The organism is Bradyrhizobium quebecense, assembly GCF_013373795.3.
GTDB classification, from domain to species: Bacteria; Pseudomonadota; Alphaproteobacteria; order Rhizobiales; family Xanthobacteraceae; genus Bradyrhizobium; species Bradyrhizobium quebecense.
This window is the reverse complement of record NZ_CP088022.1, coordinates 3,526,281-3,539,230: the sequence shown is the minus strand read 5'-3', so window position 1 is coordinate 3,539,230 and position 12,950 is coordinate 3,526,281. Positions and strand designations below refer to the sequence as shown.

At 63.3% G+C, this 12,950-nt stretch carries 7 protein-coding genes; all 7 read left to right on the top strand.

What is annotated here, in order from left to right:
* The first annotated feature begins 119 nt into the window (after window positions 1–119).
* The 7 genes from rplK (at window position 120) to rpoC (ending at window position 12,818) form a co-directional block, all read left to right on the top strand.
* Complete coding sequence (gene rplK, locus HU230_RS17160) at window positions 120–548, top strand: 50S ribosomal protein L11 (protein WP_066499365.1); 429 nt, start codon at window positions 120–122, stop codon at window positions 546–548.
* Between the two features lie 6 nt (window positions 549–554).
* Complete coding sequence (gene rplA / locus HU230_RS17155) at window positions 555–1,247, top strand: 50S ribosomal protein L1 (protein ID WP_029081784.1); 693 nt, start codon at window positions 555–557, stop codon at window positions 1,245–1,247.
* A 198-nt stretch (window positions 1,248–1,445) separates the two neighbouring features.
* Window positions 1,446–2,447, top strand: coding sequence for a 2-hydroxyacid dehydrogenase (locus tag HU230_RS17150; protein WP_176530637.1), 1,002 nt, complete (start codon window positions 1,446–1,448; stop codon window positions 2,445–2,447).
* Window positions 2,448–2,978: 531 nt separating this feature from the next.
* Window positions 2,979–3,497, top strand: a complete 519-nt coding sequence (gene rplJ, locus HU230_RS17145) for a 50S ribosomal protein L10 (RefSeq protein ID WP_176530638.1) — start codon at window positions 2,979–2,981, stop codon at window positions 3,495–3,497.
* 53 nt (window positions 3,498–3,550) lie between these two features.
* Window positions 3,551–3,928, top strand: coding sequence for a 50S ribosomal protein L7/L12 (gene rplL, locus HU230_RS17140; RefSeq protein ID WP_050420389.1), 378 nt, complete (start codon window positions 3,551–3,553; stop codon window positions 3,926–3,928).
* A 441-nt stretch (window positions 3,929–4,369) separates the two neighbouring features.
* Window positions 4,370–8,488 carry a DNA-directed RNA polymerase subunit beta gene (gene rpoB / locus HU230_RS17135; RefSeq protein ID WP_176530639.1) on the top strand — a complete coding sequence of 1,373 codons (4,119 nt, stop codon included), beginning with the start codon at window positions 4,370–4,372 and terminating at the stop codon, window positions 8,486–8,488.
* 127 nt (window positions 8,489–8,615) lie between these two features.
* Window positions 8,616–12,818: a DNA-directed RNA polymerase subunit beta' gene (gene rpoC, locus HU230_RS17130; RefSeq protein WP_176530640.1), complete on the top strand. Its 4,203-nt coding sequence runs from the start codon at window positions 8,616–8,618 to the stop codon at window positions 12,816–12,818.
* The last annotated feature ends 132 nt before the right edge of the window (window positions 12,819–12,950 follow it).

Below are 12,950 nucleotides of genomic sequence, written 5' to 3'. Positions count from 1 at the left end.
GGGGTATATGCCCCCCGTCAAGTGAGAGGCCGTGGGAGGGAGGAGGCGGTCGCCAGCCCCTTCAACCGAACCACGGAACCTGAAACCGCCGGCACCGTCCGGCACAACAGGAGCGATAAATGGCAAAGAAAGTGACCGGATACCTGAAGCTTCAGGTCCCGGCCGGTGCGGCGAATCCTTCGCCCCCGATCGGCCCCGCGCTTGGTCAGCGCGGTCTCAACATCATGGAGTTCTGCAAGGCGTTCAACGCGCAGACCCAGAAGGAAGAGAAGAATACCCCAATCCCGGTGGTGATCACGATCTACGCCGATCGTTCCTTCACCTTCGAGATGAAGACGCCCCCGATGTCGTTCTTCCTCAAGCAGGCTGCCAAGATCCAGTCCGGCTCGAAGGCGCCGGGCCGCGACAAGGCCGGCCAGGTGACCAAGGCGCAGGTGCGCGAGATCGCCGAGAAGAAGATGAAGGACTTGAATTGCGACACCATCGAATCGGCCATGAAGATGGTCGAGGGCTCTGCCCGTTCGATGGGTCTGGAAGTTGCGGGGTAACGGGCCATGGCAATCGGAAAGCGTTTGAAGAAGGCCCGCGAGGGTGTCGATCGCGAGAAGCTCTACCCGCTCGCGGACGCCATCAAGATGGTCAAGGAGCGCGCCAAGTCGAAGTTCGACGAGACGATCGAGATCGCGATCAATCTCGGCGTCGACCCGCGCCATGCCGACCAGATGGTCCGCGGCGTCGTCAACCTGCCGAACGGAACCGGCCGTACGCTGCGCGTCGGCGTGTTCGCGCGCGGCGCCAAGGCTGAGGAAGCCAAGGCCGCCGGTGCCGACGTCGTCGGTGCCGAAGACCTGGTCGAGAAGGTGCAGGGCGGTGCGATCGACTTCGATCGTTGTATCGCTACTCCCGACATGATGCCGCTGGTCGGCCGCCTCGGTAAGGTGCTCGGTCCGCGCGGCATGATGCCGAACCCGAAGATCGGCACCGTGACCATGGACGTCACCAACGCCGTGAAGGGCGCCAAGGGCGGCTCGGTCGAGTTCCGCGTCGAGAAGGCCGGCATTGTGCAGGCCGGCATCGGCAAGGCCTCGTTCTCCGAGGACAAGCTGGTCGAGAACGTCAAGGCGCTCGCGGATGCGGTCTCCAAGGCGAAGCCGGCGGGTTCCAAGGGCACCTATATCCAGCGCGTGGCGGTTTCTTCCACCATGGGCCCGGGCGTGAAGGTCGAGCCGGGCACGATCCTCGGCTGAGGTCTTTCGTCGTGACGAAATAAAGAGGGGCGGGATCGGGCAACCGGTTCCGCCCTTTGTTTTGCCGGAGCGTTTTCGCGCGAAGTGGCTACCGGCTCGCGTGAAGAAGACCCGCCAAGACGAGAATCCAAAGCCTCGTTCCGATTCAATCGAAACGGAAAAGGCTCCAGGTGAAGCCGCTCGCAGGAAACAACAACAATGCCCGATAAGGTGCTGGTCTATTCGCGCTTTCCCAGAAACGAGCTGGTGCGCTTCGGCGAGCGCTACGAACTGCTGAATGCCGCGGGCAAACGGCCGACCGAGATGTTTCCGGCGGCCGAGCTCGGCGAGATCCGGGCCATGATCACATCGGGTGGGACGACACTCGGCGGCGAGGCGATGGACATGTTGCCGAAGCTTGGCGCGATCATCTGCTACGGCACCGGCTATGAGGGGATCGATCTTGCCGCCGCCGCGAAGCGCGGCATTGCGGTCGGCCACAGCCCCGGCGCCAATGCCGCATCGGTTGCCGACATCGCGGTGACGCTGATGCTGGCGGCTACGCGCCGCCTGCCGGTCGCCGATAATTACGTCCGCAGCGGTGACTGGATCACCGCCAAGCCGTCGCCGATGATGCGGCCGCAGGCCGGCATGCGCGGCCGCAAGGTCGGCGTGTATGGTCTCGGCGAGATCGGCCGCAAGATCGCGGCGCGGGTCGCGGCGTTCGAGACCGAGGTCGGTTATTTCAGCCGGTCACGGCAGGACGTGCCGTATCAGCACTTTCCGAGCCTCGAGGCGCTCACCGACTGGTGCAGTGTGCTGATGATCGCGGTGCGCGCCGGCGCGAACACGGTTCACGCCGTCAATGCCGATATCCTGCGCCGGCTCGGCAGCAGCGGGATCGTGGTCAATATCTCGCGCGGCTCCGTCATCGACCAGAAGGCGCTGGTCGCGGCACTGACCGATGGCGCAATCGCAGGCGCCGGCCTCGACGTGTTCGCCAAAGAGCCGCACGCGCCAGACGAACTGACGGCGCTGCCGAACGTCGTGCTGTCGCCGCATATCGGCGGCCACACCCTGGAATCGCACGTGGCGATGCAGGACTGCGTGCTCGCCAATCTCGACGCGTTCTTCGCCGGCAAGCCGCTGCCGTTTGAGGTAAGGGGCGCCTCAGCGGCTGGCGGTTCCGACCTTGGAACCGGTTCCCCGGCCGCAATGTGAAACTGGTCTGAAATTTGCTCTTGGCAAGCAGGGCGGGACCGGTTACATAGCGGCTTCCGGGCGTGCTGGCACTTGCTGGCATGTCTGTGCTCGCATTCCGAAAACCTGAGGTGATAGGAGATCATTCCTTTCCGCATGTCCGCAAGGATGCTCGAAAGGAAGGAAACCCGTCGCCTCCAACGGAATGAGAGCAGGGCGTTCGGCCCCGGCCGATAGCCCGATCCTGTCCGAGACTGCAGGCGCCCGCGAGAACTTCGTGTTTTCAACGGCTTAATCGCATGGCCTGCATAGACGGGTGAAGACCGGATTTTGTGCTCCACGTCGCGGCCTGTTCGCGGCTGGGAGGCTGGTTTGGTTCGAACCTCGACAGCCCATGGCCGCAAGGCTCTGGGAGGGCAGGCTTCTAGATGTCGTCTTGCCCGGCATGTCCGAAGGGTCTTGCGCCCAACGGATCAGGTTTAGGGCGGGACGATGGGTGCAACCCGGCGGTCCTGCCTTCGCGGAAAGGCCGCCAACCGGAAAGAGCTTGCTGTGGAACGAGCGGCAAAAAAAGAGTCGGTCGAACAACTCAACGAGGTCTTCAAGACCACGTCGGTTGCGATCGTTGCTCATTATTCCGGCCTCACCGTGGCCCAGATGCAGAAGCTGCGCATGCAGATGAAGCAGGCGGGTGCGTCGGTGAAGGTCTCGAAGAACCGTCTCGCCAAAATTGCTCTTGAAGGCACTGACGTCGCTGCCATCGGCTCCCTGCTGAAGGGACCGACCGTGATCGCTACTTCGAACGATCCGGTTGCGGCGCCAAAGGTTGCCATCGAATTCGCCAAGGCGAACGAGAAGTTCGTCATCCTCGGCGGCTCGATGGGTAAAACCGTCCTGAATGTCGACAGCGTGAAGGCGCTTGCCTCACTGCCGTCGCTCGACGAACTGCGCGGCAAGATCGTTGGCCTCATCGTGGCGCCGGCGACCAAGCTCGCTCAGCTGTCGAACGCGCCTGCGGCCAAGCTCGCACGCGTCATTCAGGCTCATGCCTCAAAGAGCGAAGCGGCCTGACCCTTCGCTAATCTCAAACCTGGTTCGAACCAAACGTTTAAGGAAACAGATCAATGGCTGACTTGCAGAAAATCGTCGACGACCTCTCGAGCCTCACCGTGCTCGAAGCCGCCGAACTCGCCAAGCTCCTCGAAGAAAAGTGGGGCGTGTCCGCCGCTGCCGCCGTTGCGGTTGCCGGCCCCGCTGCCGGCGGTGCTGCCGCTGCTCCGGCTGAAGAGAAGACCGACTTCACCGTCGTGCTGGCTGCCGCCGGCGACAAGAAGATCGAAGTCATCAAGGAAGTCCGCGCCATCACCGGCCTGGGCCTGAAGGAAGCCAAGGACCTCGTCGAAGGCGCTCCGAAGCCCGTCAAGGAAGGCGTCAACAAGGACGAAGCCGACAAGATCAAGGCCCAGCTCGAGAAGGCTGGCGCCAAGGTCGAGCTCAAGTAATGCGCGATCCGGGAGCGCCGCAGGGCGCTCCCGGGCCATGCAAGCGGCGTGCGACAGGTTGTCGCGTGGTGCGCCGGACACAAGAAAGTGTGGGGATCCGTGGACTTAACCCTCGAATCTCCTTTATTGCCATCCCATATCGGGTTGGCAGCAGAAAAACACGGTAGGCGGCGGGGGCGGCAGGGCACCCGGCGGAAGCCGTTGGGAGACAGTCAGATTTCGGGCTTTTTCAGTCCGTAAAGCGGAGCGTTTGGACGAGCGGGTGCAGTGATGCGCCTCGCGCGTCGTTTTGCGTTTTGGAGGTGATGGGGCCGGGCCGGGGATTTAATTCCTGACTTTGCGCTTCGTTCCTTCGGGACGATTCGAAATTCAACCCGGGGGCGATGGCAATCGCGTCCCGGAAGGTTCGCCCCACAAAGGCGACGAAAATGAGAGGCCACGATGGCGCAGCAGACATTCACCGGTCGCAAACGCGTACGCAAGTTTTTCGGTCACATCAAGGAAGTCGCCGAGATGCCGAACCTCATCGAGGTTCAGAAGGCATCCTACGACCAGTTCCTGATGGTTGACGAGCCGGCCGGCGGTCGCCTCGACGAGGGCCTGCAGGCGGTATTCCGCTCGGTATTTCCGATCTCGGATTTCTCCGGCACCTCGATGCTCGAATTCGTCCGCTACGAGTTCGAACAGCCGAAGTATGACGTCGACGAGTGCCGCCAGCGCGGCATGACCTTCGCTGCGCCGCTCAAGGTGACGCTGCGCCTCATCGTGTTCGATATCGACGAGGAAACCGGCGCCAAGTCGGTGAAGGACATCAAGGAGCAGGACGTCTACATGGGCGATATCCCGCTCATGACGATGAACGGCACCTTCGTCGTCAACGGCACCGAGCGCGTCATCGTCTCGCAGATGCACCGTTCGCCCGGCGTGTTCTTCGACCACGACAAGGGCAAGACCCATTCGTCCGGCAAGCTGTTGTTTGCCGCGCGCGTGATTCCGTATCGCGGTTCCTGGCTCGACATCGAGTTCGACGCCAAGGACATCGTGTTCGCGCGCATCGACCGCCGGCGCAAGCTGCCCGTGACCTCGCTGATGTACGCGCTCGGTCTCGACGGCGAGCAGATCCTGTCGACCTTCTACAAGAAGATCACCTACAAGCGGACCAAGGACGGATGGCGCGTGCCGTTCGATGCCAACCGCTTCCGCGGTTATTCGACCGTGAACGACCTGATCGACGCCGACACCGGCAAGGTGGTGCTCGAGGCCGGCAAGAAGCTGACCGTGCGCAGCGCGCGTCAGATGCAGGAAAAGGGCCTCAAGGCCCTGCGGATGTCGGATGATGAGCTCGTCGGCAACTATCTCGCCGAGGACCTCGTCAACCCGAAGACCGGTGAGATCTACGCCGAAGCCGGCGAGGAGATCACCGAGAAGTCGCTCAAGGTGCTGAACGAGCAGGGCTACAAGGACCTGCCGCTGCTCGACATCGACCACGTCAATGTCGGCGCCTATATCCGCAACACGCTGTCGGCCGACAAGAACTTGACGCGTGAGGACGCGCTGTTCGACATCTACCGCGTGATGCGTCCGGGCGAGCCGCCGACGCTGGATTCGGCGCAGGCGATGTTCCAGTCGCTGTTCTTCGATGCCGAGCGCTACGACCTCTCCGCGGTCGGCCGCGTCAAGATGAACATGCGCCTCGAGCTCGACGCGCCCGACACCCATCGCACGCTGCGCAAGGAAGACATCCTGGCGGTCATCAAGACGCTGGTCGACCTGCGCGACGGCAAGGGCGAGATCGACGACATCGACCACCTCGGCAACCGCCGGGTGCGCTCGGTCGGCGAGCTCATGGAGAACCAGTACCGGATCGGCCTGCTCCGCATGGAGCGCGCCATCAAGGAGCGCATGTCGAGCGTCGATATCGACACCGTGATGCCGCAGGACCTGATCAACGCCAAGCCGGCGGCTGCCGCGGTGCGCGAGTTCTTCGGTTCCTCGCAGCTGTCGCAGTTCATGGACCAGACCAACCCGCTGTCGGAGATCACCCACAAGCGGCGCCTCTCGGCGCTTGGCCCGGGCGGTCTGACCCGCGAGCGTGCCGGCTTCGAAGTCCGCGACGTGCATCCGACGCATTACGGCCGTATCTGCCCGATCGAAACGCCGGAAGGTCCGAACATCGGTCTGATCAACTCGCTGGCGACGTTCGCGCGCGTCAACAAGTACGGCTTCGTCGAGACGCCCTATCGCAAGATCAAGGACGGCCGGGTCACCGACGAGGTGGTCTATCTGTCGGCGATGGAAGAGGGCCGCTACCGCGTTGCGCAGGCCAACGTGCCGCTCGATGCCAAGGGCCGCTTCACCGACGACCTGGTGGTCTGCCGTCATGCCGGCGAAGTGCTGCCGGTGACGCCGGACAAGGTCGACTACATGGACGTGTCGCCGAAGCAGCTGGTTTCGGTCGCCGCGGCGCTGATCCCGTTCCTCGAGAACGACGACGCCAACCGCGCGCTGATGGGCTCGAACATGCAGCGCCAGGCGGTGCCGCTGGTTCGCGCCGAGGCGCCGTTCGTCGGCACCGGCATGGAAGGCGTGGTCGCCCGTGACTCGGGCGCGGCGATCGCCGCGCGCCGCTCGGGCGTGATCGACCAGATCGACGCCACCCGCGTCGTGATCCGCGCCACCGAGGATCTCGATCCGACCAAGTCGGGCGTCGATATCTACCGGCTGATGAAGTACCAGCGCTCCAACCAGTCGACCTGCATCAACCAGCGTCCGCTGGTGAAGGTCGGCGACATCGTCAAGAAGGGCGACATCATCGCGGACGGTCCGTCGACCGATCTCGGCGAGCTCGCGCTCGGCCGCAACGTGCTGGTCGCGTTCATGCCGTGGAACGGCTACAACTTCGAAGACTCGATCCTGCTCTCCGAGCGGATCGTGAAGGACGACGTGTTTACCTCGATTCATATCGAAGAATTCGAGGTGATGGCCCGCGACACCAAGCTCGGTCCTGAGGAAATCACGCGCGACATTCCGAACGTTTCGGAAGAAGCGCTGAAGAACCTCGACGAAGCCGGTATCGTCTACATCGGTGCGGAAGTCCGCGCCGGCGACATCCTGGTCGGCAAGATCACGCCGAAGGGCGAGAGCCCGATGACGCCGGAAGAGAAGCTGCTCCGCGCCATCTTCGGCGAGAAGGCCTCCGACGTCCGCGATACCTCGCTGCGCGTGCCTCCGGGCGTGCAGGGCACCATCGTGGAAGTCCGCGTGTTCAACCGCCACGGCGTCGACAAGGACGAGCGTGCGCTGGCGATCGAACGGGAAGAGATCGAGCGTCTGGCCAAGGACCGCGACGACGAGCAGGCGATTCTGGACCGCAACGTCTACAACCGCCTCGCCGAGCTGCTGGAGAACCGCCAGGGCATCGCCGGCCCGAAGGGCTTCAAGAAGGATACCAAGATCACCCGTGCGGTGCTCGACGAGTATCCGAAGTCGCAGTGGTGGCTGTTCGCCTCGCCGAACGACAAGCTGATGGCCGAGATCGAGGCCATGCGGAAGCAGTACGACGAGTCGAAGAAGGGCCTCGAGCAGCGCTTCCTCGACAAGGTCGAGAAGCTGCAGCGTGGCGACGAGTTGCCGCCCGGCGTGATGAAGATGGTCAAGGTCTTCGTCGCGGTGAAGCGCAAGATCCAGCCCGGCGACAAGATGGCCGGCCGTCACGGCAACAAGGGCGTGGTGTCGAAGATCGTGCCGATCGAGGACATGCCGTTCCTCGAGGACGGTACGCATGCCGACATCGTGCTCAACCCGCTCGGCGTGCCTTCGCGCATGAACGTCGGTCAGATCCTTGAGACCCATCTCGGTTGGGCCTGCGCCGGCCTCGGCAAGCGCATCGGCCAGACCATCGACGCCTACTATCAGAAGCAGGATCTCAAGCCGCTGCGCGAGACCCTGAAGAAGATCTATGGCGAGGATGAAACCATCAAGTCGCTGAACGACAACGAGTTGGTCGAACTCGGCCGCAATCTGAGCCACGGCGTGCCGATCGCAACGCCGGTGTTCGACGGCGCCAAGGAAGCCGACATCGAGGAGATGCTGAAGCTCGCGGGCTTCGACGCCTCCGGCCAGTCGACCGTCTATGACGGCCGCACCGGCGATGCGTTCGATCGCAAGGTGACGATGGGCTACATCTACATGCTCAAGCTGCACCATCTCGTGGACGACAAGATCCACGCGCGTTCGATCGGTCCGTACTCGCTCGTCACCCAGCAGCCGCTGGGCGGCAAGGCGCAGTTCGGCGGCCAGCGCTTCGGCGAAATGGAGGTCTGGGCGCTGGAAGCCTACGGCGCCGCCTACACGCTGCAGGAAATGCTGACCGTGAAGTCGGACGACGTCGCCGGCCGTACCAAGGTGTACGAGGCGATCGTGCGCGGTGACGATACCTTCGAGGCCGGCATTCCGGAATCGTTCAACGTGCTGGTCAAGGAAATGCGCTCGCTCGGCCTCAACGTCGACCTGCACAATTCCAAGGTGGGACCGGCGCCGACGTCGGAAGCGGCCGAGTAACGCGATGATTTACGCCCGGCGCGAAAGCGCCGGGCCTTCGCGCTCCGCTCGGACGTTGAGTGGGGCGCGCGTTGAATAAAAGTTTCGAATTTGCTGCCGGTGACGATCGGCACGCGAGGAGAAGACCATGAATCAAGAGATTATGAATCTTTTCAATCCGACGACGCCGGCTCAGGTCTTCGACCAGATCCGGATTTCGATCGCGTCTCCGGAGAAGATTCTGTCCTGGTCCTACGGCGAGATCAAGAAGCCGGAGACCATCAACTACCGCACCTTCAAGCCGGAGCGTGACGGCCTGTTCTGCGCGCGCATCTTCGGGCCGATCAAGGACTACGAGTGCTTGTGCGGCAAGTACAAGCGGATGAAGTACAAGGGCATCATCTGCGAGAAGTGCTCGGTCGAAGTGACGCTGTCGCGCGTCCGGCGCGAGCGCATGGGCCATATCGAGCTGGCGGCGCCGGTCGCTCACATTTGGTTCCTGAAGTCGCTGCCGTCGCGCATCGGCCTCTTGCTCGACATGACGCTGAAGGATCTCGAGCGGATCCTGTACTTCGAATACTACGTCGTTCTCGAGCCGGGTCTGACCGCGCTGAAGGACCGTCAGCTGCTGTCGGAAGACGAGTATCTGAAGGCGCAGGACGAGTACGGCCAGGACAGCTTCACCGCCATGATCGGCGCGGAGGCGATCCGCGAGCTGCTGAAGGGGCTCGAGCTCGAGAAGCTCGAGGCGACGCTGCGTGCCGACATGGCGGAGACCGACTCCGACATCAAGCACAAGAAGCTCGCCAAGCGTCTGAAGATCGTCGAGGCCTTCCGCGTCTCCGGCAACAAGCCGGAATGGATGATCATGACGGTCGTGCCGGTGATTCCGCCGGACCTGCGCCCGCTGGTGCCGCTCGACGGCGGCCGGTTCGCGACCTCGGACCTCAACGACCTGTATCGCCGCGTCATCAACCGCAACAACCGCTTGAAGCGGCTGATGGAGCTGCGTGCGCCCGACATCATCATCCGCAACGAAAAGCGCATGCTGCAGGAGGCCGTCGACGCGCTGTTCGACAACGGCCGCCGTGGCCGCGTCATCACCGGCGCCAACAAGCGCCCGCTGAAGTCGCTCGCCGACATGCTGAAGGGCAAGCAGGGCCGGTTCCGCCAGAACCTGCTCGGCAAGCGCGTCGACTATTCGGGCCGTTCGGTGATCGTGGTCGGTCCCGAGCTGCGCCTGCATCAGTGCGGCCTGCCGAAGAAGATGGCGCTCGAGCTGTTCAAGCCGTTCATCTACTCGCGGCTCGACGCCAAGGGTCTGTCCACCACGGTGAAGCAGGCCAAGAAGCTGGTCGAGAAGGAGCGTCCGGAGGTCTGGGATATCCTCGACGAGGTGATCCGCGAGCATCCGGTGCTGCTCAACCGCGCGCCGACGCTGCACAGGTTGGGCATCCAGGCGTTCGAGCCGGTGCTGATCGAGGGCAAGGCGATCCAGCTGCATCCGCTGGTCTGCGCCGCCTTCAACGCCGACTTCGACGGCGACCAGATGGCCGTGCACGTTCCGCTGTCGCTGGAAGCGCAGCTGGAAGCGCGCGTCCTGATGATGTCGACCAACAACATCCTGCATCCGGCGAACGGCCAGCCGATCATCGTGCCGTCGCAGGACATCGTGCTCGGCCTCTACTACGTCTCGATCATGCGCGAAGGCCTGCCCGGCGAGGGCAAGATCTTCGGCGACATGGCCGAGCTCGAGCACGCCCTGCATTCGAAGGTCATCCACCTCCACACCAAGATCAAGTACCGGTGGGAAGGCCTCGACGAGGAAGGCAAGATGTCCAAGCGGTGGATCGAAACCACCGCCGGCCGTGTCATGCTCGGCAACCTGCTGCCGAAGAGCACCAAGATCTCGTACGACATCATCAACAAGCTGATGACCAAGCGCGAGATCTCGGGCGTGATCGACCAGGTCTACCGTCACTGCGGTCAGAAGGAGACGGTGATCTTCTGCGATCGCATCATGGCGCTCGGCTTCTACAACGCCTTCAAGGCGGGCATTTCGTTCGGCAAGGACGACATGGTCGTGCCGGCGTCGAAGTGGAAGATCGTGGACCAGACCCGTACGCTGGCGAAGGATTTCGAGCAGCAGTACAATGACGGCCTGATCACCCATGGCGAGAAGTACAACAAGGTCGTCGACGCCTGGTCGAAGGCCGGTGAAGAAGTCGCCAAGGCGATGATGAAGGAGATCTCGTCCACCAAGAAGACGGCGGCGGGCGCGGATGCCGACATCAACTCGATCTACATGATGGCGCACTCCGGTGCGCGTGGTTCGCCGGCCCAGATGCGCCAGCTCGCCGGCATGCGCGGCCTGATGGCCAAGCCGTCGGGCGAGATCATCGAGACGCCGATCATTTCCAACTTCAAGGAAGGTCTGTCGGTGCTCGAGTACTTCAACTCGACCCACGGCGCCCGCAAGGGCCTTGCGGACACCGCGTTGAAGACCGCGAACTCCGGCTACCTGACCCGCCGTCTGGTCGACGTCGCGCAGGACTGCATCATCACGCAGACCGATTGCGGCACCAAGCTCGGCATCAAGATGCGCGCCATCGTCGATGCCGGCACGGTCGTTGCCTCGCTCGGCTCGCGCATCCTGGGCCGTACGGCCTGCGATGACGTGCGCGATCCCGCCACCAACGAGATTGTCGTCAAGCGCGACACGTTGATGGAGGAGACCCATGTCGACGCGATCCAGCAGGCCGGCATCCAGGAAGTGAAGATCCGCTCGGCGCTGACCTGCGAGCTGATCAACGGCATCTGCGCCAAGTGCTACGGCCGCGATCTGGCCCGCGGCACGCCGGTCAACCACGGTGAGGCCGTCGGCGTCATCGCGGCGCAGTCGATCGGCGAACCCGGCACGCAGCTGACGATGCGCACGTTCCACATCGGCGGCGCAGCCCAGCTCAACGAGCAGTCGTTCGTCGAATCGAACTTCGACGGCAAGATCGTGATCAGGAACAAGGCGATCGCCCGCAACAGCGAAGGCAACCTGGTCGCGATGGTGCGCAACATGGTTGTTGCGATCGTCGATGCCGACGGTACCGAGCGTGCAACCCACCGTATTCAGTACGGTTCGAAGATGCACGTCGACGAAGGCGACATGGTCAAGCGCGGCCAGCGCATCGCGGAGTGGGATCCCTATACCCGCCCGGTGCTCACCGAAGTCGAGGGCACGATCGGTTTCGAGGATCTGGTCGAAGGCCAGTCGATCTCGGAAACGCTCGACGAGTCGACCGGTATCGCCAAGCGCGTGGTCATCGACTGGCGCACGACGCGCGGCGGTTCGGACCTGCGTCCGGCCATCGTGGTCAAGGGCAAGGACGGCAAGGTGATGAAGCTCGCGCGTGGCGGCGATGCCCGCTACATGCTGTCGGTCGACGCCATTCTGTCGGTCGACATCGGTGCGAAGGTGATGCCCGGCGACATCCTTGCGCGTATCTCGACCGAGAGCGCCAAGACGCGTGACATCACCGGCGGTCTGCCGCGGGTGGCGGAACTGTTCGAGGCTCGCAAGCCGAAGGATGCGGCGATCATCGCGGAGACCGCGGGAACGATCCGCTTCGGCCGCGACTACAAGAACAAGCGCCGCATCTCGATCGAGCCGATGGACAAGACCGAGGAGCCGCGCGAGTACCTGATCCCGAAGGGCAAGCACATCCACCTTCAGGACGGCGACATCGTCGAAAAGGGCGATTTCATCGTCGAAGGCAACCCGGCGCCGCACGACATCCTGGCGATCAAGGGCATCGAGGAACTCGCTGCCTATCTGGTCAACGAAATCCAGGAGGTCTACCGGTTGCAGGGCGTGCTCATCAACGACAAGCACATCGAGGTGATTGTCCGTCAGATGCTGCAGAAGGTCGAAGTCACCGATCAGGGCGACACCGACATGATCTCGGGCGAGCAGGTCGACAAGATCGAGTTCGACGCGCTCAACACCAAGGCCAAGGAGGAGGGCAAGAAGCCCGCCACGGGGACGCCGGTTCTGCTCGGCATCACCAAGGCGAGTTTGCAGACCCGCTCCTTCTTCTCGGCGGCGTCGTTCCAGGAGACCACGCGCGTGCTCACCGAAGCTGCCGTCAACGGCAAGGTGGACCCGCTCGAAGGCCTCAAGGAGAACGTCATCGTCGGCCGCCTGATCCCGGCCGGCACCGGCGCCTCGATGGCGCGGATCCGCGAAGTCGCGGTCAAGCGCGACAAGCTGATCCTCGACGAGCGCGAGAAGCAGCAGGCGGCGATCGTGCCGACGGCTCCGGAAGCGGAGCCGCTGGCGCTGCCGCCCGCGGAATAGGCATCCGCAAGACTACGGGTGCGACGAGAAGGCCGGCGTTCAGCCGGCCTTTTTGCTGCTTTCTTTCCCTGCTGCGGTGCAGGGACGCAGTTTGTTCATCTTTCCTTCAGGCAAAAAAGTGCCTTTGCTGGG